This window comes from Microcoleus sp. Pol12B4 (assembly GCF_036701385.1).
Taxonomy (GTDB): Bacteria; Cyanobacteriota; Cyanobacteriia; order Cyanobacteriales; family Microcoleaceae; genus Microcoleus.
Window position 1 is genome coordinate 29,505 of record NZ_JAUBQR010000003.1, and the last position, 22,626, is coordinate 52,130.

At 46.7% G+C, this 22,626-nt stretch carries 13 protein-coding genes; 11 read left to right on the top strand and 2 right to left on the bottom strand.

Annotated elements, in window-relative coordinates; genetic code table 11:
* The first annotated feature begins 367 nt into the window (after positions 1–367).
* Positions 368–4,147: a chemotaxis protein CheB gene (locus tag QUA38_RS01145; protein WP_333158461.1), complete on the top strand. Its 3,780-nt coding sequence runs from the start codon at positions 368–370 to the stop codon at positions 4,145–4,147.
* 223 nt (positions 4,148–4,370) lie between these two features.
* Here the strand turns inward: QUA38_RS01145 and QUA38_RS01150 are convergent, their stop codons facing one another.
* On the bottom strand, positions 4,371–6,164 hold the full coding sequence (locus tag QUA38_RS01150; RefSeq protein ID WP_333158463.1) for an efflux RND transporter periplasmic adaptor subunit: 1,794 nt from the start codon (positions 6,162–6,164) through the stop codon (positions 4,371–4,373).
* A gap of 413 nt (positions 6,165–6,577) precedes the next feature.
* On the opposite strand from QUA38_RS01150, the gene QUA38_RS01155 reads away from it, so the two are divergent.
* Together QUA38_RS01155 and QUA38_RS01160 are read left to right on the top strand one after the other, a co-directional pair.
* Positions 6,578–7,711 carry an AI-2E family transporter gene (locus QUA38_RS01155; protein WP_333158465.1) on the top strand — a complete coding sequence of 378 codons (1,134 nt, stop codon included), beginning with the start codon at positions 6,578–6,580 and terminating at the stop codon, positions 7,709–7,711.
* A 153-nt stretch (positions 7,712–7,864) separates the two neighbouring features.
* Entirely contained in the window at positions 7,865–8,932 is a 1,068-nt protein-coding gene (locus tag QUA38_RS01160; protein ID WP_333158467.1) for an ABC transporter permease, read from the top strand.
* Positions 8,933–8,987: 55 nt separating this feature from the next.
* Here QUA38_RS01160 and QUA38_RS01165 read toward each other — a convergent pair whose 3' ends face one another.
* On the bottom strand, positions 8,988–12,401 hold the full coding sequence (locus QUA38_RS01165; RefSeq protein WP_333158469.1) for a PAS domain S-box protein: 3,414 nt from the start codon (positions 12,399–12,401) through the stop codon (positions 8,988–8,990).
* 644 nt (positions 12,402–13,045) lie between these two features.
* On the opposite strand from QUA38_RS01165, the gene QUA38_RS01170 reads away from it, so the two are divergent.
* The 8 genes from QUA38_RS01170 to QUA38_RS01205 all read left to right on the top strand — a co-directional run.
* Entirely contained in the window at positions 13,046–13,390 is a 345-nt protein-coding gene (locus tag QUA38_RS01170; protein ID WP_333158471.1) for a hypothetical protein, read from the top strand.
* Between the two features lie 212 nt (positions 13,391–13,602).
* Entirely contained in the window at positions 13,603–14,628 is a 1,026-nt protein-coding gene (locus QUA38_RS01175; protein WP_333158473.1) for an ABC transporter permease, read from the top strand.
* A gap of 207 nt (positions 14,629–14,835) precedes the next feature.
* Positions 14,836–15,549: a hypothetical protein gene (locus QUA38_RS01180; protein ID WP_333158475.1), complete on the top strand. Its 714-nt coding sequence runs from the start codon at positions 14,836–14,838 to the stop codon at positions 15,547–15,549.
* A 503-nt stretch (positions 15,550–16,052) separates the two neighbouring features.
* Positions 16,053–17,093, top strand: coding sequence for a hypothetical protein (locus QUA38_RS01185; protein ID WP_333158477.1), 1,041 nt, complete (start codon positions 16,053–16,055; stop codon positions 17,091–17,093).
* Positions 17,094–17,342: 249 nt separating this feature from the next.
* Positions 17,343–18,116 (top strand): ABC transporter permease, encoded by a 774-nt coding sequence (locus QUA38_RS01190; protein ID WP_333158479.1) that lies wholly within the window; start codon positions 17,343–17,345, stop codon positions 18,114–18,116.
* A 125-nt stretch (positions 18,117–18,241) separates the two neighbouring features.
* Positions 18,242–19,141: an ABC transporter ATP-binding protein gene (locus QUA38_RS01195; protein ID WP_333158481.1), complete on the top strand. Its 900-nt coding sequence runs from the start codon at positions 18,242–18,244 to the stop codon at positions 19,139–19,141.
* A gap of 409 nt (positions 19,142–19,550) precedes the next feature.
* A complete protein-coding gene (locus QUA38_RS01200) occupies positions 19,551–20,372 on the top strand; it encodes a sulfotransferase (RefSeq protein WP_333158483.1) in 822 nt (273 codons plus the stop codon).
* Between the two features lie 140 nt (positions 20,373–20,512).
* Positions 20,513–22,626 (top strand): DUF4347 domain-containing protein (locus tag QUA38_RS01205; RefSeq protein WP_333158486.1); only part of this gene is annotated, 2,114 nt, incomplete at its 3' end.

Genomic DNA, 22,626 nt, shown 5'->3' on the forward strand with positions numbered 1-22,626 from the left:
GATTCCGGTTGGAAGTTTCTTGATGAGTAGGGATTGAGGGGTAATCCACTCGATCGCAAATATTCATATAATTGCTACGATCGCAGAATCTGGAAAGTTCACTGATTCTCGGCTCTTAACAGTACAATTAGTATAATTTATAAGGGATTTCCCATTTCAATCTTGTCCCCCGCTAGGAAAGGGAGAACTCGAAAATAAGAATTTTAAAATCGCTTGAGCGCACCCACCGAGGTCGCGTAGATATTATATCGGCAGGTAGATGACTCATTATTCATTTTGATATATATATATATATATATATATATATATTAAAAATAAAGGCAATATAACTATAATACGCCGCCCGGAAGGTATCTGGTAAAAAAAAATGAGTCAGAATAAGTATCCCAAGAAATCTCGACCTAAAGCTGGTATCAAAGCTGATAGAAAGCCGCAGAACAATCAAAACGACTTATTTCCTGTAGTCGCAATAGGAGCATCTGCGGGTGGATTGGAAGCCTTTATCCAATTACTGAGCCATTTGCCGATCGATACCGGCATGGCGTTTGTAATAATTCAGCATATGTTGCCGAATCAGGGAAGTGGGTTGAGTTTGATTCTGGCTCGATCGACCCTGATGCCCGTGCATGAGGTGACAGATGGGATGCTCATAGCACCGAATCAGGTCTACGTTATCCCCCCGAATGTCAGCATGACCATCGAGCGATCAGTGCTGAAGCTAACGCCTCGCGGCAGAGGAAAGGGGGTATTTATGTCCGTCGATATTTTTCTGTTTTCCCTCGCCGAAGAACGGGGGAACAAAGCCATCGGCGTCATTTTGTCCGGGGGCGACAGCGATGGTGCCCAAGGGTTAAAAGCGATTAAGGCCGCAGGCGGTATTACTTTTGCCCAATGTGAAGATACGGCACAAGTTAGCAGTATGCCGAATACTGCGGTGGCTACGGGTCAGGTAGAATTTATCTTGCCACCGCAAAAAATAGCCTATAAAATAGCAGAGATCGGCCGTCATCCCTACATGAACGATCGGCTTTCGAGAGAATCGACCAGCAGCGAAGATGCGATCGCAAGCGAAGATGCGATCGCAAGCGAAGATGCGATCGCAAGCGAAGATGCGATCGCCATTATCTACAGTTTGCTGCGGGCAGCTACAGGAGTTGACTTTACTCACTACAAGCAAACCACCTTGAAGCGGCGGATACATCGGCGGATGTTGCTCTACAAGCTGGAACGGATCGAAAATTATGCCGAATATCTCCAAAACACCCCGGCAGAAGTAACGGCGCTGTATCACGATGTCTTAATTCATGTCACCAGCTTTTTCCGCGACCCAGAAAGCTTTGAGGCCTTAAGCAGCACTGTTTTTCCCGCAATCGTCAAAGATAAATCGCCGAAAAAACCGATCCGAATTTGGATTGCCGGCTGTTCAACGGGTGAAGAAGCTTACTCGATGGCGATCTGCTTGCTAGAGTTTTTAGCAGCTCGATCTACTAACCTGCCGATTCAGATTTATGCCACAGACATCAGCGAAAATGCGATCGCGATCGCTCGCACTGGGTTTTATACCCATGCCCAAGTCGCCGATATTTCACCCGAACGCCTAAATCGGTTCTTTGTCCCAGTCGAGGGCGGATACCAAATCGCTAAGCCCGTGCGCGAACTCTGCGTCTTTGCTAGACAAAACCTGATCGCCGATCCGCCCTTTTCGCGGATGGATTTGATTACCTGTCGGAACGTGCTGATCTATCTGACACCCATGTTGCAGAAAAAACTGCTGCCAATGTTTCACTATGGGCTTGCGCCCACGGGCTTTTTGCTGTTAGGCACTTCGGAAACGGTTGGAGAGTTTTCATCAATATTGTTTGCGGTATTCGATAAAAAGAATAAAATTTATACTAAAAAACAGGTAACGCATTGGCTTAGCATGGATTTAAATGCTAGCAACTATCCTCTGACACCCCCCAACCCACCAGCGCAGCACACGGAAAGATTGGAGGAAATCGAAATGGAAAAAGAGGCCGATCGCATTGTTTTGAATCACTATTCTCCTGTCGGGGTCGTGATTAACACAGCCAGCGAGATTCTGCAATTTCGAGGACAGACGAATGCCTACCTAGAACCGGCTCCCGGTAGAGCGAGCTTTAGCCTGCTGAAAATGGCAAAAGAAGGATTGCGCGTGGAACTGCGTACTGCTATTCAAGAAGCCTCACATCACAAGCAGCCGATCGCACGGACTGGCTTCCAACTAAAAGACGGCGCTCGCCTCCGGCAGGTCGGAATTAATGTGATTCCATTCCAAGCCGGCGCTGTGGCAAAAGACTATTTTTTAGTGTTGTTTCAAGAGGAGTCCCCGATCTCTGCAATGCCTGCTGCTGACGAGAATAGAGTCAACTCTGATGCTTCACAGGGTGAAAGTGAGGAGATTGCAAGGCTGCTAGAGGAACTGAAAACTACAAAAGAACATCTCGGAGCGATCGTCCAAGAACATCAAGCCGCTAATCAAGATTTGAGAGCCGCCAACGAAGAGATTTTGTCAAGCAACGAAGAGTTGCAAAGCATGAATGAGGAACTCGAAACGGCGAAAGAAGAGATTCAGGCAACCAATGAAGAACTCAACACGATTAATGACGAATTGCAGCGGCGCAATTTGGAATCGACTGAGGTGAGCAACGATTTAGAGAATCTCCTGACCAGCATCAATATTCCGATCCTGATGCTGGGAAATGACCTGCGAATCCGCCGGTTTACTCCCGCAATTGAAGGCATCTTCAACTTGATTTCTGCCGATATCGGGCGGTGTTTGAGCGACATCACTCACAAGTTGATAGTACCGGACTTAGAGCAATGGATTTTAGGAGTGATCCGCACGCTCAATTTGAAAGTTCAGGAGGTTCAAGATCGAGACGGTCGTTGGTACGAGCTGCATATTCGACCCTACCGGACGCTCGACCACAAGATTGATGGGGCTGTGCTGATGTTGGTGGATATCAACGAGCTAAAAGTGAGCGCCCAGCATTTGATGGAAGCGAAAAATTACGCCGAAACGATCGTGGAAACCGTGCGGGAACCATTGCTAGTGTTAAATCTAGACCTGCAGGCGCTCACCGCCAATCGTTCTTTCTACGAGACGTTTCAGGTGAGGCCGAGCGAAACTGAGCACCGATCATTTTTCGATCTGGGTAATGGACAGTGGAATATTCCCAAGTTGCGATCGCTCCTCAAAGAAATTCTGGCAGGCAGTCCCCAGTTTAAAGATTTTGAAGTCGAGCATGACTTTGAGCACATCGGGCATAAAATAATGCAGCTCAATGCCCGCAAAATGCCTCCGATCGGGGATACACAGATGATTCTGTTGGCGATCGAGGATATCACGGAGCAAAAACAGTTAGAGACAGAACGCAGCCTTCGGATGGAAGAACAATCGGCTCGTGCGGCTGCTGAGGATGCCAACCGCATCAAAGATGAGTTTTTGTCCGTCCTCTCTCACGAACTGCGGACGCCGCTCAATGCGATGATTGGCTGGGCACAGTTGCTGCGCGTGAAAAAATTTGACGAGGCTAAAACCCAGGAGGCGCTAAAAACGATCGAGCGCGCCGCCAAAGCACAAAACCAGCTCATCGATGACATCTTAGACGTTTCGCGGATTACCACAGGCCAATTTCGGCTGAATGCTTCTGAAATAGAGATCAATCCACTGGTTGAAAATGCGATCGGAGTAATTCGTTTCGCAGCAGAAGCCAAAAATATTCAAATTGAATCCACGCTAAGTCCTTTAAAACCAAAGATTTTGGCCGATCCAAGTCGCTTACAACAAGTGGTGTGGAATCTACTTTCAAACGCGATTAAATTCACCCCAGCCGGAGGAAGAATTGACATCGCATTAGACTACATGGATGGAATCGCTCAAATCCAAGTTAGCGATACTGGTAAAGGGATTCCCCCTGATTTTCTCCCCTATGTGTTCGATCGCTTCCGTCAGGCTGATAGTAGCTTCTCTCGCAGAGACTCTGGATTGGGGCTAGGACTCTCGATCGTCCGTCATTTAGTAGAACTCCACGGCGGTACTGTTAGTGCCACAAGTGCGGGTGAGGGAAAAGGGGCAACGTTTACCGTGAGGCTGCCGCTACGAACAGATATCCCAGAAAGTTAGACGCTGATATTTACCAAAGACATAATTGATATGAATTCCGGTTACACCGTCCGTGATTGTTGAATGTTGACTATGCTTTAATTATGCAATGTCCGTACAGGTGCGTAATCGAAATATTGGCAGGGGTTATCTGCGTTCATCGGCGTTAATCTACCTTCATCTGCGGTAAAAAAAAGGCAATAATCTCTAAATAACCCTAACTCTAAATAACCCTAACCAATAATTATTTAGCAACCTTAACCTCAGCGCCATCCTTAAGAAAACCAGTCCCAGAAACAACCACTCGATCGCCCGCCTTCAAACCCTTTTTAACCACCACCTTAGCAGCAGTCAAATCGCCCACAGCACCCCCGGAAATTTCCCCAACTTCCACTCGTTGAGCCTGTACCTTGTCCCCGCCCACAAGTTTATAAACAATAGAACTGCCGTCAGCTTGCGGCACAATAGCTTTAGCCGGCACTTTTAAACCTTGAGCTGTTGCCGTCGAAATAGATGCGCGCAAAAACATTCCCGATCGCAAAAACTCGCTTGCCGGCAAATCAATCTTCACCGTAGCTTGTCGATTTTGCGGGTCAACTAGCGGCGAAATCTCTCGCACAGTTCCTGACAACTTAATCCGCTTGTCAGAGTCAGAAGTAATTTGCACTGCTGTTCCCGGCCGGACTTGCGAAACCTGAGTTTCCGGTACTTTCAATTGCAGTTCCAGCTTGTTGCCGCGAATAATCGAAAAAAGTTTTTGACTGCCCGAAGAAACATCACCAACTCGACCAATTCTTTCAGCCACAGTGCCACTATCCGGCGCTCGAACAATTGTTTGTTCTAGTTGAGTTTGTAACTGTTTGACTTGGGCATCATTGCTGCGGACACTTGCTGCGTTATTTCCGACATTTGCTCTGGCACTGCTGACACTCGCTCCGGCCGTATTCACTTTTGCACGAGCGCTGGCGAGAGCGGCTCTAGCCGTACTGATATTAGCTTCAGCAGTAGCTACTTTAGCCAGAGAAGATTGCACTTCTTCCGCTGCTTTATTCTGTTCTTCCAAAGCTGTATTCAAGTCAGCTTTAGCTTTGTTCAAGTCTTGAACAGCAGTCTGCCGCTCTGTCTTGCGTCTTTCTAAATCTTGCTGACTAATTACTCCCTGGGTCGCCAAATCTTGGGTGCGATTTACTTCTCTTTGAGCTTGATCTAATTTAGCCTGAGCGGAGGCAATGCCTGCTTTGGCTTGAGTAACACCGGCTTTAGCTTGTTCCACACCTGCCCTTGCCTGCCCGACCCCTGTTTTGGCTTGCGCTGCGTCAGCGATGGCTTTTTCAACGCCAGCTTGGGCTTGAGCGACGCCGGCTTGGGCTTCTTGTTGGGCTGACTGAGCTTGCTGTACCTGAGCTTCGGCTTGTTCTACCGTAGAATTGGCCGATTGTACTCCCGCAAGCGCTTCGGCAATTTGCGACCGTAGCACCGAATCGTCCAAAACCGCCATCGTCTGACCTTTTTCTACCACATCCCCTTCATTCACCAACACCTGCTTGATTTGCAAACCGTTGGCTTGTGGCAGTACCGGCAGCAAGTCATAGGCTGCCACCGTGCCTGTCGCTTCCAAAGTTTCACCCACCTGGGCAGATTCCACAGGCGCCACTGTCACCGTCGCAGCCGTCGCCTGCTGAGTTGCCGATGGAATTGGAGCTGCCGGAGGTGAACTCTGCTTGCCGCCAGTCAAGTTTACTGCTAGCAGCGTTGCAGCCACGCCAACCCCCGCGCCCGCCAACAAGGCCGGCCACCTGATTTCTTTACGGGGCCCAACTTCAGTTGCTTCTGGTTCCCACTCTTCTGATTGTTCCCCCTCCATTTCTGGAGCTTCTAGGGCAACTTCTCGTTCATCTTCCTCACCGGAGAATGACCAGCGAGAGTGTTCTGAGACCCCACTTTCAGGTACATCCACTGCTGAGTTCTTGTCGCGTCCGCTCTGCACGGGGGGAAGGGGTTGCTTTTCTTCCGCTTCTGAAAAAATTTGATTGGTCACGGTAGTTCCTCTCGCCGTTATTAGCCTGTGATTTTTTGATTGTAAAGAAAGATTGCGGTTTTTATATTTGATTCATTTTAGCGGATGGCCTCAGCAGTCCCGCGTCCCCCTTTTGGGTGAGTGTGGTGCCCTTTCACCTTACAATGGCGAATTGATCCGAGTTTGTACGATCGACATTTAATTTGATCGGTCTGTGGGGCATACTGAATATTAGAGTGATTTCGGATCGTGGGGTCGATCGGGCTGGCATTTGTGTCTCCCCAACTGGCTGAGCCGTCACCTATCTATCAATGCTGGCAAAAGTCAGTCTAATCTTGAAGTGATTATTCCTAATCTATACTCTCATGTGTTTATTGTATAATACGGCACATCTGCGGAAAAAGTTGTGCCACTTTATTTTAAAAAAAATCAAAATGAATAGTCTCTTTTCTCCCCTCCAACAGTTTCTAATTACTTGGCTGCTAGTGCTAGTGACGGGATGGTTTACCCTGACTGCTGTCAGTTATGTTGGGGAACTGGTCAGCATTTTAGTAACAGCGGGGCTGATTGCATTTTTATTAAATTATGCTGTAAAAAGACTGCAAGTATTTTTGCCACGGGGAGTAGCTGCGGGGCTGGTTTATTTAACTGCGGGTGTGATAGTAGTAGTAATCGGTTTAACTATTGTGCCACCCGTGTTCAGCCAAGCGAGCCAGTTGGGGGTGAGGTTCCCGGATTTGCTGGAGTCGGGGCGACTGCAGCTAGCTGAATTTCAAGCATGGAGTGCCGAGCGCAATTTGCCGTTTAACGTGCAAATATTGGAGCAGCAGCTATCAGCAAAAGTCCAGGAACAAGTGCAGACGCTAGCAGGTACGAGTTTAGGCTTGGTTGTCGGTACTGTTAACTGGTTTTTGGACTTGATTTTTATTGTAGTGATTTCCTTTTATATGCTCCTAGATGGGCAAAGAGTTTGGCAGGGTTTAACCAGTATTTTTTCCCCAGACATTCGCTATGTTTTAACAGAGACTTTGCAGCGAAACCTCCAGCGATTTGTATCGGGACAGTTATTGCTGGGACTATTGATGGCTGTCTCGTTAACCCTGGCTTTTTGGTGGCTGCAAGTTCCGTTTTTTCTGTTGTTTGCCGTGTTTATAGGGTTGACGGAAATAATTCCGTTTATTGGAGCAACTTTGGGAATTGGCACTGTTAGTATAATTGTAGCCTTTATTGATTGGTGGCTGGCGCTGCAAGTGTTGGTAGTGGCGATCGGTCTTCAGCAAATCAAGGATAATTTAGTAGCTCCCCGAATTATGGGCAATCTCACCGGATTAAGTCCGGTAATTATTTTCACAGCTTTGCTCTTAGGAGGTAGAGTTGGAGGATTGTTGGGAGTTATTTTAGCAATCCCGCTCACTGGGGTTGTAAAAAGTATAGTAGAAATTGTACTCAATCCCAAATTGCCGCCCCAAACAGGCTCGTTTTTCTACAATCCTTTTAGCGGCGAGGAATTGGGGAAAATACCAGAAGATGAAACTAGGATAATCTTGGTCGGAGATGAACACAAGTAGTCTAATTTTTGTAGTAAGTAATTCAATTATGAAAACTTTTATAAGTCAGAAATTAACTTTTGGCTGCTGAGTCCATTAAGAAAAGACTAAAGTCTCTACAAAGAACTTTATTCTTTATTACTAACCCACTTAAAATCTCAAACCTAAAAACTTATGAACTGGTGGCAAAATCTTAGAAACAATCCTCTAGCTCGGTTAGGAGCCGTGCTACTGTTAATTTTTTATACAGTCGCGCTTTTAGCCGAATTTGTGGCACCTTACGACCCCTACGACTCTCAATTAAACGCTTCATTGCTGCCACCAACTCAGATTTATTTAAGCAGCCAAGATGGGCGGTTTATCGGCCCCCACGTTTATCCGACTACTCAGGGCCCAGTGGATGCGAATACCGGCGCTCGCGAGGTAATTGTAGACTGGCAAAAACCATCTGTTCTCGGTTTGTTTGTCAAAGGTTCCCCCTATAAGTTTTTAGGATTTCTGCCTTTTGACAGGCACCTGTTTGGCACTACAGGAGAGGGCCAAATTAACCTTTTAGGCACGGATGAACAAGCTCGCGATCAATTCAGTCGCCTAGTACACGGCAGCAGAATTAGCCTCAGCATCGGTTTAGTAGGAATAGCTATTTCTTTTCCATTAGGATTGTTAATCGGAGGTATATCTGGTTATTTCGGCAGTTGGATTGATAGTATTTTAATGCGTTTCGCCGAAGTATTGATGACGATTCCCGGTCTTTATTTATTAGTAGCGCTAGCAGCAGTATTGCCACCGGGATTGACAAGTGCTCAACGATTTATATTGATTGTGCTGATTACTTCATTTATCAGTTGGGCGAGTTTAGCGCGGGTGATTCGCGGTCAGGTACTGTCAATTAAACAGCTAGAATTCGTGCAAGCGGCGCGGGCAATGGGCGCCAATCCAATTTATATTATTGTCCGCCACGTTTTGCCACAAACTGCTACTTATGTAATTATTTCTGCTACTTTGTCGGTTCCGGGTTTTATTGTGGCGGAGTCGGTTTTGAGTTTAATTGGCTTGGGAATTCAACAGCCCGATCCTTCTTGGGGAAATTTATTATCCCTGTCTACTAATGCTTCAATTTTAGTGTTGCAGCCTTGGTTGGTTTGGCCTCCGGCGATACTGATTATTTTGACTGTGTTGGCCTTTAATTTATTGGGTGATGGGCTGCGGGATGCTCTCGACCCGAGAAGCATTCAAAGGTAATTGGGAGTTAGTAATTTTTACTTTTCATCCCGAGCAGGTTTAACAGTTACAATCCCTAATTTTGCAGATTTATCGGCAAGCGAATGGTAAAAGTAGAACCAACACCCTCCTGACTTTTTACGGAAATATTGCCACCCATCATTAGACAAAAACGCTGGCTAATTGCTAGTCCCAAACCTGTTCCGCCGTATTTGCGGGTGGTGGAAGCGTCTGCTTGGGTAAAAGGTTGGAAAATGTGCTGCAACTGGTCGGGAGTCATCCCAATTCCTGTATCTATACAATTCACAACTAAAAATTCTTTACTAGCAATTGAAGATTCTGAATTCGCCGTAGGTTCAGAAGTGTTTTCTTGTTTTGCTTCGCTGCTGCCACCCCCAATCTTTTCTCGGCTAGCTGTGAGGGTAATTGTACCGTTTTGAGTGAATTTGGCGGCATTGCTCAGCAAATTTAATAAAATCTGCTGCAATTTCGTAATGTCACCGTGCATGGTGCCGATATTGCTAATTTGATCCAAGTTTAGAGTGTTGCCGTTTTTCTCAATTAGCGGCGCCGCAGTAGATGCTACTTCTTCAATCAAGGCGGCGATCTCGAAGGTTTCTAAGTAAAGATCCATGCGGCCGGCTTCGATTTTAGAAATGTCGAGAATGTCGTTAATTAGCGATAGCAAGTGTCTGCCGGAAGTGCGAATTTTGTCTAAATCTGGGGTGAGTTCATCGTAACCCAATTCTGCGGTTTCTTCTTGGAGCATTTCGCTGTAGCCGATGATCGCATTCAGAGGTGTTCGCAGTTCGTGGCTCATGTTTGCCAAAAATGCGCTTTTTGCGGTGGAAGCGGCTTCGGCTGCTTCTAGGGCGAGTTGCAAGGCGGATTCAAAGACTTTGCGATCGCTAATATCCTCGACGCTGCCTTCATAGTAGAGTACCTCGCCGTTGGCGTCGCACACTGCACGCGCGCTTTCGGAAATCCAAATTACGCTGCCATCAACACGGTAAACTTCTGACTCAAACCCCGAAATTTCTCCGAATTCTTCCATCACCCGCATAAACTTATCGCCCTGCTGAGGATTGACGTAAGCTTGCTGTCTGATGTTTGTGAGATTTGATGTTAATTCTTCGGGAGTGGCGTAGCCGTAGATGCGCGCTAAAGCTGGATTTACGCTCAAGAATTGGCCTTCGGGGGTTCTTTGAAAAATGCCTTCGACGGCATTTTCAAAGATGCTGCGATATTTTTGTTCTGCTTGAAGCAAAGCGGTTTGTGTACGATCGCGCTCGCTGGCTTCGATCGCCAATGATACCAAATCTGCCAGGGAAGCAGCAAAATTTTGTTCTTCTAATGTCCAGTTGCGAGTAGTTCCCACTTGTTCGATACAGATGACTCCGACTGTTTGTCCTCCCAGCCGCACCGGCGCATCTAAGGTTGATGTAGTACCCATTTGTGTAAAGTAAGATTCCACAAATTCTCTGGTTCTCACATCTGAGAGAGCGTCATCGGCTGCGATCGTCCGGTATTCTTCCAAAGCTTTACAATAAGCTGGATAGTCTGCTGCTGCGAGTTCGGCACATCCTTCATGCTGTTGGCTGCTGCGGTGAAATTGGTCGAGACATTGCAGTTTCGATCGGCTTTCATCGTACAACCACGCTCCGGCTCCTTCTGCATCTAGGGTATGAGCGGCCGCTTCGGTTATTTGCCTCAAAGCTACTTGCAAATCGCCTCGATACAGCGCTTTATTTCTTGCCAGTTCTACCAAAACCGTATTTTGTTTGAGCAATTGTTTTTGCCTTTGGCGTCGCGCCGATTCGGCTCGCTTCTGTTCGGTAATGTCGCGGATTACGCAAATTACGGATTCTTCTGAAAGTGGCGAAATGCTGGTGGCAAAACAAACTTCGCGGTCATCAATGGTTAAATCGTACTCGATGCTGACAGTTTGCTGAGTATCTAAAGCTGCTCGAATATGGTGGAGAAAATTGTCGGCTGTAGCTTGGGGAAACAGCTCTCCGACTGTTTTGCCAACTAATTCTTCGGCTGGTTTGTAGAGCAGAGCAATATTTGTAGGCGCGATTTTTAAGTAGCGACCAGTGGAGTCCACCACTATAATTAATTCGTTCATGGCTGCAAACAAAGCCCGCAATTCTGCTTCAGCAGCTTCGAGTTCGGCCGTCCGCTCTGCTACTCGCTGTTCTAAACTAGAGTTGGTTTGTTCTAGGGCAACAAAAGACGATCGCAATTGTCTGGCCATTTGATTGAAAGAGTGAGCTAGAAGGCCGAGTTCTTTGACGCCTTGAACTTCGACTTCCCCGTTTAATTCTGCGGAGGTGAAGTCGGATGACTCGGACATTTTTCTTAAAGCTTTGGAAGCTTCCAGCAATCGGGTAATCGGTTTGACAACCCAGCGAGTGGTAAAAATTCCCAGTGCGATCGCCAGTACGAAGGCAAAAAAGCACAATAAGATAGTTGTGCGAGTGTTGGCGTTAATTTGCTCCATAAAGTCTGCTTCCGGGATTGCGACTACAATCAGCCAATCGAGGCCACGACCGTCTTGCAGGGGAGCAACGGTAATAAATTGACGTTTGCCGTCTATCTCGAAGGTAAACTGTCCTTTGCTGTCAATTTGTTTAAAACTACCAAATCGTTGTTGCAAGTATGTGGAAGACGATCGAATTAGCAAATTTTTGCTCTGTGTCGCCAACAGCCGTTTTTGTTCGCCTTTGTCGGTGACAAAGGGCAATTCGTCTGTGGAACTGGCGACTATTTCCCCGGTGCGTTCGATCGCAAAAACTTGTCCTGACGGGCTAATTTTGATGCTTTTGAGAAAATCGCTGATTTGAGAAAGAGTCAGGTCAATTGCCAATACCCCCCGCAGGTTTCCTGTTTCATTGTAAATAGGCATCACCGGCGTAATCCCCAGCACTGGCGGTGCTGCGAAGACGTAGATGGGAGACCAAGTGGCTTTGCCTGACTGTTTGGCAGCTTTGTACCACGGTCTAGTACGGGGGTCATAGGGGACGGTTTTGATTAGCTCAGTGCGATTTCCTTGGCTATCTAGGCGATAAATTTGGCGGTTTGGAGCGGTTGATTCGTCTCTGATGTATACTAAGTGTTCTGCTTCTCGCTTGAGCAAGACGAATCTGCCCTGTTCGTCGCCGTAGTAGATGGTTGTATTTCGATCGCTCAGCTTGGTCTGGTTCCACAGATAGCGCTCTAAGTTAGGCAAGTCTTCCGGGTCTAAGTTTCCAGAGGCGATCGCAGCAGTATTCATTTGCAGGAATAAATGAGACACATCCCCAAAACTGCGGAAATTTTCTTTCGTCCTCGCTGCAACTTCCAAGCTTAACCTCGTAGCCAAGTCATTGACGGCTTTCTGGCCGTTGCGAAACGACAGCCATCCAGTCACGCCGACTGCTACGGAGATTTGTACCACCAGCGGTATCAACAAAACTAGGCTCAGTGACATCTTGGGCGAGCTTTTCATCACACAACTGCTCAGACTTTTCAATAACATCAATATTGTGACACCTACCGGGTTTGCCTATCGTTTGTCGTTTAAAAGATGCCCTAGATATAAGTTACAAAGTCGTACAGCAATAGTGAAGTGCGGTGATCTGCCGCTCAAAACAGGGCTGAGGTTTGCACCGCTAGTGTAAAAACTTGTAATATTAATCATGCCACTACTTGCCAGAATGTGGCGATCGCTCTAGGGACTCCCGGTCAAAAAGTCACACTCCATAAAAAAAAACTACTTTAGGCCTGTGTTCCACACTCTGGCTGTCATCAGTCATTGCCAATTATTCAATTTTTTAATCTAAACTTTTAAATCTAAAAGGTCTCACTTTCTCCGAGCAGGCATTGTCTTCCTTACGCCTAGTTAATAAAAAATTTATTTTATTTTTTTTCTACAGTCTCAGGACAAATGTAAAATCTGTGACAATCGGCTGTTAAAAAATTTGCTATTAATAAGATAAGTCGCCAAAATCTCTTAGCGTAGCGGGGCGTAAGCCATCGAGTACCAAGAGGATAATTGAAGCATCTGCATTCCATCAAAAGCAGCAAATTAAAGCGTTTTTGGCTTTTTTGGATTCTCAATCTTTTGGCAAAATAATACTTCTGGAGGATGACATGAACTATACATTTGAAATCCTGGGCGTATCTCCAACTTTAACATTTTTTAACCAGCAGCAGGAATTGCTGAAACAACAGCAGCCGTCGGGTGTAGAATACTTGGGAAACTGGAAGTGTACTCTCGATGCGTTTGTGGCATCCGTGGAGACAGTTTCTCCTTACCGGGGCTGGGATGTCGATCGAGTTGTAGACACCGTGATTAGTTTCTGGATGAACAACTCCGATAGCATCCAGTATTGGAGACACAGGCTGGAGGATGCCGGCCGCGAAAACTTGTTAGTAGCCAGAGTAGGCGATATCAAGTCTTTGCAAGCTGCATTTGAATCGCTGCTGGGCGAATAGGAAAATCACCAATTGCGAAAAAGTCGATCGACTTTTTCGCAAAAATCAACTCAACTGTCTATTCGCAATTCCCAATTCCCCTGATTCGCGCCACGGAAGTCGCAGATATAAAATATCTGTTTCTTCCAGCCAGCTTCTACCTTCCATCTGTCTGATGTCTTCAACATCTGGCTAATGACTAATGACTTCGCAATTGGCAATTCCCAAATATTATGTCTCGTTCCAAAGCCCTGCAATCTTATATTTTTCTCCGCTTGCTCCTCGCACCGCTAATGTTGTGGACAATCACCACAGCAGTATTTTTATTGTTGCGGGCCACTCCGGGCGACCCCATAGATGCCATTCTCGGCTCACGAGCTCCCGCAGCCGCCAAAGAAGCAATGCGAACTCAACTCGGCCTCGACGCACCCCTGTGGCAGCAATATCTCAAATACATGAAAGACTTGTTGAGTTTCGACTTGGGAACCTCCATCACCACTCGCGGACAAACCGTGTGGCAAATTATCGGAGACTATTTCCCCGCTACAGTGGAATTAGCAGTTTGTAGCATGGCCATAGCTTTAATTGTCGGCATCAGTATCGGTTCCTTAGCAGCATCTCGCCCCAACACTATTTTTGATGCTGTCGGCCGTTTGTTTGGCATTATCACTTACTCGCTGCCGGCTTTTTGGGCCGGCATGGTTTTGCAATTAATTTTCGCAGTGCAGTTGGGATGGTTTCCTTTGGGAACTCGCTTTCCCGTCACATTCCCCGCCCCCGAAGGGTACACAGGACTATACACTATTGACAGTCTCCTGAGCGCTAACCCTGGTCAGTTTCTCACAAGTTTGCATTATTTGGCACTTCCAAGTTTAACGTTGGGGATTCTTTTGAGCGGCATTTTCGAGCGCATTGTCAGAGTGAATCTCAAGCAAACTTTGCAAGCAGATTATGTCGAAGCAGCTAGAGCTAGAGGCATTCCAGAATTGCAAATTTTATGGGCTCACGCTCTGAAAAATGCGCTAATTCCGGTGATTACTGTCTTAGGATTGACTTTTGCTGCACTGTTGGGCGGTGCTATTTTAACAGAGGTTACTTTTTCTTGGCCGGGGTTGGCAAATCGCCTTTACGAAGCGATTAGCTTGCGGGATTATCCAACTGTTCAAGGTATAGTGGTGTTTTTTGCGGCAATTGTCGTAATTGCCAGCATTGTAATTGATATTTTGAATGCTTACGTTGACCCGCGAATTCGGTACTAAAAATATCAAGGAAGAAGGGCAACGGATGCGCGACTGTTGCACTAAGCCTTTTTCTACCTGTACTTTCTGCGTTCGCGAGATGTTTCAGCCAGCGGTGGCCCTGTAGAAGCAGTTGTCAAAAAGATCGATCGGCTTTTAGAGTGACGACACTTGGCAATTTATGGGCAATACTGGAGAAAATAAAATTATACATTTGAGGAAACGCTGATGAGATTATTGCGAACAATCGCCGCTCTATCGGCGGCCTTGACCCCACTGATGGCTGAAGCTGCCTTTAGCCGTCCCATGCCGGGAACAGCCGATTTTCCCAGAGCCTCAAACCCGGAAGTAAATGTGCCGGTTTGCTTTATCGAAACGCGAGGCGGCACAACTTTTGATTTAGTCAGCTTGTGCGGCAGCAATTCTGCTCCCCAAAACACTAATCCGGTTGCAGGCAACCCCGCCAATGCTCCTGCAAATAACCCCAATGCAGGCACTTCTCCGCCTCCTCCCCCGAACCCCAACGCCATCACCAGAGATGCTGTCGGCACCCCGATAACTACTCCAACAGGCACGGCAAATCCCAACAATCAGAATAATCAGAATCCGGGAACTTCGCCCGCAGGTACTCCCAACACTGCCAATCCGGGAACTTCGCCCGCAGGTACTCCCAATGCCAACCCGGGAAGTTCACCGAGTACCAATCCTAATAATCTCAATCCGGGAAGTTCGCCCTATATCACTCCCAATAATGCCACTCCGGGAACTTCGCCGAATACCAATCCCAATAATAGTGCGTCTCCCACGGGTGGAACTGCTGGCGACAGCAACGGCGATTTAGTTCCCAATCCCAATCTCAATCTTCCGAGAGTGCCGCCGAGTTCCTTTAGCCCCGGAGGTGTGGCACCGACTAGAGATGCGATTGATGGCCCCCGCCAGTAATCGGCGAAGTGTCAGAACTTTCATCACAGAAACCGGGTTTCTCGGAAACCGTCTCTTTTTCAGGGATATTTCACCCGCGAGAAAGCCGGAATATTTATTTGCCTGGGTAATATTGATGTCAGGTGCGATCGGCATATTTTGTAGCAGAGTAGCGAAATAAAAGTTAAGCTAAGAACTTGTAGACGCTATCAGCCAAGCACTCTTTTAAAACTGGACAACCAGGTAGAAGCAGTGATAGATAGCCACCTTTAATCTGTAACAGGATTAGTTATCTGCACAGGTTAAAATTCTTACCAGGCGGGTGCTCGCCAGCTCCAAGTTCTCAAGCTAAGCCATTAAACAGGCATATTTTTGTTAAGCCAGTGTGGTTTGGAAAGTACCGGCTGATAACATTAGCCAGACAAAAGTAACCGGATTATTCGGAGGCTCTTCATGAGCAAAATATTTGTTTTAAATTGGAACAAAATTGCTCTAGACCCGATCGCACTTGAGGAGGACATCTAGTGTCAAACTTAGTTCAACGCTTAGAAATAACCGCTCATCCGCAACTTGAAAAATCCCTCGGCTATCGAGGAGATAGTCGCTGGGTAGCTTGGCGCTGGGAGCCCGACATCGACCAACTTATATCCAGCGACGGCAAAACAGTCGCCACTGGCAATAATATGGCTTGGCTGGTGTTTTTGCAGCACGATTTAGTCGATCCTGCGGTACAAGAGTACAACCTCGGCGAGGGCGATCGCTACTGGCTGCTTTTAGACACAGAAACTAGAAATCTCTACGTCGGCGAAGGGAAAACTGTTCAAAGTCTGCTCGAACAGCCGGAAAGTTTAGGTTTATTGGCTTGTCTCGATGGCGGGAATGCCGATCGAACTGGTGAAACTTGGCAGCAAACGCTATCTCAACTAACAGCCAAACCAGTTGTTCGCAACCTCACAAATGCCCTTCCTTTCAGTATCGCGGCTGCTTTGATAGGTGCTTTAGGCATCGGAACCGGATTGTGGGTAGTACCGGCCGTGCAGCAGAAACTAGCCGAAAAAACAGCTTTTATTTCTCCAATTAGTTCTGGCGCCAACTGCGGGCTTGGCGGTTCCGACGATTTTTCTGCTTATATCGGTTCCTCAAGCGGAAATAAAGAACTTCATTTAATAGGCGTTTACGAAGCTAATGCGGATCACAAGAACCGAGATTTATCAAAAAGTGCGATCGAAGTTAAAGTAGAACGCCGAAACAAGCCAATAATTCTCGCACTTTCAGCCTACGAACCTGTGCAGTGGAACATTAGCGCAGAACCGGGCGCAGTTATCGAAAAAATCATCGTTAACGGATACCACAACCAAACTGTTTCAGGAGTTTCGGGAATTCCGGTAGAAGAGCACAGCTACGAAGAAACCGGAGACAATCTCGGCGACTTTATCTACAAGTGGGATGCTGCCGCTGGCAGTTCCAATACTTCCTCCCTCGTTACTAAATTGGAACAGAAAAACGGCACCAGTTTAACTTCCTTTCAAGGATGCTACAGAGGTAAGAACTTTAGTATTAATTGAGAGCAGCGACAGAGGCGACAAGTTATACGATTTTCGGTTTTCGATAGGGAATAACTGATTAGATATGGATTTGGAATTTGTTACAGTTCCATGCTTTTTTTTACTGGTGTTAAAACCTATTCCCCTAAAATCACAAAACCCGCGCAGGCGGGTTTTTTATTGAAATTTAAACTTATTTGCACCTCTATGGTATGATATCTGGTGGCGTCATTACCCATTCCCAATTCTAACAATACTAATAGATTTCTTATGAAATACTGGTACGAAACGCTCGCAGTAGCACAGCGAATTTTAATTGAATTGGGGAGGCGGCGACGCAGCTTAGTCTTGTGGAGTATTTTTCCAGTTTCTATCTTGCTAATTAACGGTTTAATTTTAAAAGAACGCGCTAATCTCAGCACAGCAAAAGCCTTTGAAGTTGCTGCACCTGCAAGCTTAGTAGGAGCAGCTTTATTTTTTAGCTGTCTCGGTGGTAGCGTAGCAACAGTAGTAGCAGAGCGAGAACAGCATACCCTCAAACGCTTGTTTATTTCCCCGCTGAGCGGCACTTCCTACTTTTTAGGAATTTTCCTGGCTCACAGTTGCATCGGCCTCGGTCAGGTAATTTTAGTATACACGATCGCCTCTTTTTTAGGAGCACAATTTCAAGGCTCTATCCTGTTAGGAGCTGCGATTATTCTGCTCAGTATTGTATCTTATGTAGGTGTAGGCTTTATTCTCGGCACCCAGTTTGCGAGGCGCACTGAAGATGTCAACTCGCTAGTAGCCGCTTTCGGCGTTCCTTTGTTGATTTTAGGAGGCGCATTCTTACCGACTTCGCTGTTTCCCAAAAGTCTGCTGGAACTCGCCCAGTACAATCCAATTTATCACATGAACGAAGCGCTGATGGGCGTGTGGGCTGAGGGCAAAGATTTGGCTGATATTGCAGAACACTTTTGGTATTTATTCATATTTTCTATTGCCATGATTGCAGGTGGATGGCTTTCTTACCGCAGGATGCTGAGAGTAGAAAGAAGACTTTAAAACAATCTCATTATGTCGTAATTATTCATCTCTCTCTTCTCTTCCTCTGCGCCCTCTGCGCTCTCTGCGGTTTAATCGTTCAGAAACAACCGTAAATATATAAAATAATACGGAGAATTAAAGCAGTGCTGCAAATTGAAAAGCTAAATAAGTCTTATGGCGAGCGTTCAGTGCTTAAAGATTTAACACTGCACATTCAATCGGGAGAAATTTACGGTTTGCTCGGGCCAAACGGAGCGGGCAAAACTACAACTATCAATATTTTATGTAATTTGTTAAATGCCGACAGCGGTCAAGTTTATATTAATGGCGAACCTGTTTCCGACTCTACAAAATCCTTAATCGGTGTAGCGCCTCAAGAAAATTTGCTTTACAAAAGCCTTAGCTGCGAAGAAAACCTCAATTTTTTTGCTCAAATTTACGGCTTAGAGCGCAAACAGCGACGCTATCAAGTAAGAAACTGTTTGAAAGCAGTAAATTTGACAGATAGAGCAACAAGCCCGGTGGAAACTTTGAGCGGAGGAATGCAGCGCCGTTTGAATATTGCGGTAGCTTTGGTACACCAGCCTAAATTAGTCATTTTAGATGAACCGACAACAGGTTTAGATATTGAGGCTCGCTATGAAATTTGGGAGTTAATTCAGCGCTTGCAATCGGAAGGAATTACAATTTTGCTGACAACTCATTTGTTGGATGAAGCGGAGCGGCTGTGTCACAGAATTGGGATTTTAAAGAATGGCAGTATTGTGGCTGAGGGCAGTTTGGAGGAGTTGCAAAAACTGATTCCTGCTCAAGAAATTATCGTGGTAAAAACCGACGAAGAAGCTGAAGTCATCGCCCGTGCTAAACAATACAGTTTCATTCCCCGCCGCTACGGTAGCGATTTGGCTTTTTGGCTGCCGGAACGTTTAGAATTAAAAGAGATTATTTTGCTGTTCGATGGGATTTCTATTGATTCAATCGCTCGGTATCCGGTGCGGTTAGAACATATTTATGTTGAGGTGACGAAACAAACTGTATCCTAATCCGCGTTCATCCGCCACCATCTGCGGTTAAAGTTCCAAAGTAATTAACAAAGGCGATGTCTAGATTGTAAAATATCATCAACCTTACTGCTGGCTGGCAAACAGGAAAAATAAAATTATTTTAAAAAATATACCCTTATACCCACAGCCTCCCTTGGAGATCTAAATTATTTCCTCATGGCAAAGATCCGACTTTCCGACTTTTCCGACTTTACAGAGGCAGAGGCCGGAAGCAATGATAGAGATAGGGAAAATCAACCCACAATGTCTAGATGGTAAAGATATCGTAAATTTGGATGTTGTGTTGCGAAATGTTAAATAAAAATATGTTATAAGAAAAAGATATATATTTAAGATGATACCGTTACCTTGCATCTAAATTGTACAAACCCCTTCCCAGGCGAGGTCAGTGAAAGCCCACTTCATATCAGGACTACCCCGATCGGGTTCTACTTTACTCGTAGCATTACTCCGGCAAAATCCCCGCTTTCACGCTGCTATGACTAGCCCAGTCGGGGGTTTAGTGGAGAGAATGTTGGAAGCCATGAGCGAAGATAATGAGTTTTCCGTGTTCATTTCCCCTGAACAAAAACGGGCACTGATTATGAGCATCTTTTCAGCCTATTACCACCCGCAAGCTGAAAAAGAAGTGATCTTCGACACCAATCGTCTTTGGTGCAGCAAGTTGCCATTAATTCTGGAACTATTTCCCGAAGCAAAAGTCATCTGTTGTGTCAGAAACATTGCTTGGATTATGGATAGCATTGAGCTACTAATTCGGCGCAATGCCTTTGATGTTTCCAGGTTATTTAATAATCCAGCGGAACGGGCTACAGTTTATAGCCGTACCGAAGCATTAAGCCAAGGTTCGCGTTTAGTGGGTTATGCTTATAACGCTCTTAAAGAAGCATTTTATAGCGAACAGAGTGGATCTCTTCTACTGGTAGATTACGATTTATTAACCATAAAGCCGGCTAAAACCATGTCGCTGATTTATCAATTTCTTGGCGAAGAGCCTTTTGAGCATGATTTCGAGAATGTTCAATATCACGAGCCAGAATTTGATAATAAGCTGAAAACACAAGGGTTACATCAAGTGCGTGCTCAAGTCGAGTTTAAACCGAGAAAAACAATTTTACCCCCCGACTTGTTTGAGCGATTTGATGGCTTATCTTTTTGGACAGATTCAACAAATAGTCGTGCTAGTGCGATTGTAGCGAAAACTCAATAAACCGCAAAACCTTAGCCTCTAGATCCCCCCTAACCCCCGTTAAAAAGGAGGAATAGCGTTCAAAGCCCCCCTTTTTAAGGGGGATGCGAGGGGGATCGAAACTTAAATGTAAACCATAGATATCAAGGATTTAAGTAATTATGAAGTCATCAACCGCCAACAAGCAAATTATTTTCGTTGACTCTTCTGTACAGAATTATCAAAACTTGATAGAGGGCGCAGATGCTAACGCCAAAATAGTCATTTTAGATGACAAGCGTAGTGGCATTGAACAAATTACCCAAGCACTGGCTAGTGAAAGTGGCATTGAAGCTGTTCATGTAGTTTCTCACGGCAACCAAGGCAGTTTAAAACTTGGTGCAGACGTACTCAAGGGGAATGACCTCGAAAATTTTAACACTCAGCTAAAACAGTGGGGAAAGGCTCTGACAGAGAACGGAGATATCCTACTTTATGGATGCGATGTAGCCGCCGGAGAAACTGGCAATAATTTTGTCAAGCGGTTGAGTGAACTCACAGGTGCAGATGTCGCAGCCTCTAACGACTTAACAGGAAATGCAGTTAAAGGCGGCGACTGGGATTTAGAAATAGTAACGGGCCAGATTGAATCCGCCGTGCCGCTTAATCGGCAGGCGATGGAAGATTATGACTATACACTGGCTAACTTTGATGTCACAGCGGCAACCGATGATGGCACCGGCACTGTAGCAGGCACATTGAGCAAAGCAATTTTAGATGCGAATGCCGCAGGTGGCGATGACACTATTACTATCCAAACAAATGTCCGATTTACAGGAACTCCTAATGTTCCCCTTGACAGCAATATTGCCTTTATTGGTGGCGGTTTCATCGTAAGCGGGGATATCAATAACAACAGCACCAATGATGCGGGTGATGTTCGTCCCTTCTTTGTCAATTCGGGAATCGTCAGTTTCTCTAACATGACTATTTCGGGGGGGCGCGCCCAAGGTGGTAATGGCGGAAAAGGTGATACTGCCGCTGGTGCTGCTGCTGGGATGGGTGGCGGTTTGTTCATTTATAACGGCACGGTTGCACTTAATAATACTGCGTTTGCTGGCAATCAGGCAATTGGCGGTAACGCTGTAGCTGGCAGTGGCCTCTACAGTGGTGGGGGTGGCGGTGGCTTTGGTGGCGTCGGAGCCGATGGCATCCTGTTTGGTTCTGGTGGCTCCGGTGGTGCGGGGGGAATCTCTGGTGGTACGGGGGGTATTGGAGGTGGTAGGGGCATCTCTGGCGGAACAGGGGGCTTTGGCGGCGGTGGTGGCGGCGGCGGTGGCGCTGGCGGCGCTGGCGGCGCTGGCGGCGCTGGCGGATTTGGTGGTGGTGGTGGTGGCGGCGGCTATGGAGGGGCGGGGGCACCGGGCGGTGCGGGAGGCTATGGCGGCGGCGGTGGCAGCAGCAGATCTATTACTGTCGGTCTTGGCGGTTTCGGGGGTGGCAACGCCGCACAATTTCCAGGTAGTGGCGGCAGTGGTGCCGGTCTTGGGGGTGCTATCTTCATCCGCCAAGGCTCTTTAACCCTGAATAGCACCACTTTCAACAACAACTCAGCCACCGGCGGCACGGGTGACAGCTCAGGTCAAGGCAAAGGTGGGGCAATATTTGCCATGCAGTCCCTCACCAACACCAATGGCAACAACCAGGGAATGCCCACCGCGCTACCTACTGTCACCTCATTGGGAGCAACTTTCACCGGCAACACCGCTGCCAACCAAGCTGGCACTCCCGCTGCCACCACCTCCACCAACGGTGTCGGCAATAACCAAGACAATAACGATGTTTACGGTACGATTTTAGGCAACCCCGTCAACCTCTCTGTCAGCAGTAACGCAGGCACAGAAGCAGGAACAACCGCCATCACCGTCACCGCCACCGCCACCAGTGCCGTTACAGGCCCTCAAACCGTTGACTTAGGCGTAGCAGGAACAGGTATAGCCCCTGGCGACTACAACCTCAGCGGCACAACCATCACCATTCCCAGCGGACAAACTACAGGAACAGTTACATTTACAGTTCTTGATGATACGTTAATTGAAGGAAGCGAAACTGCAACTCTAACTATCAGCAATCCTACGGCGGGGATAGTGTTGGGAACAACCACTACTCAAGATATTGCGATTACTGACAACGACTTCCCCAACGTCAACCTTTCAGTTAGCAGTAACGCAGGCACAGAAGCAGGAACAACCGCCATCACCGTCACCGCCACCGCCACCAGTGCCGTTACAGGCCC

What these genes read in the sequence shown, in the direction of transcription:
- QUA38_RS01145 (WP_333158461.1), top strand. Translation starts at nt 368, where the DNA reads ATGAGTCAGAATAAGTATCCCAAGAAATCTCGACCTAAAGCTGGTATC.
- QUA38_RS01155 (WP_333158465.1), top strand. Translation starts at nt 6,578, where the DNA reads ATGAATAGTCTCTTTTCTCCCCTCCAACAGTTTCTAATTACTTGGCTG.
- QUA38_RS01160 (WP_333158467.1), top strand. Translation starts at nt 7,865, where the DNA reads ATGAACTGGTGGCAAAATCTTAGAAACAATCCTCTAGCTCGGTTAGGA.
- QUA38_RS01165 (WP_333158469.1), bottom strand. Translation starts at nt 12,401, where the DNA reads ATGAAAAGCTCGCCCAAGATGTCACTGAGCCTAGTTTTGTTGATACCG.
- QUA38_RS01170 (WP_333158471.1), top strand. Translation starts at nt 13,046, where the DNA reads ATGAACTATACATTTGAAATCCTGGGCGTATCTCCAACTTTAACATTT.
- QUA38_RS01175 (WP_333158473.1), top strand. Translation starts at nt 13,603, where the DNA reads ATGTCTCGTTCCAAAGCCCTGCAATCTTATATTTTTCTCCGCTTGCTC.
- QUA38_RS01180 (WP_333158475.1), top strand. Translation starts at nt 14,836, where the DNA reads ATGAGATTATTGCGAACAATCGCCGCTCTATCGGCGGCCTTGACCCCA.
- QUA38_RS01190 (WP_333158479.1), top strand. Translation starts at nt 17,343, where the DNA reads ATGAAATACTGGTACGAAACGCTCGCAGTAGCACAGCGAATTTTAATT.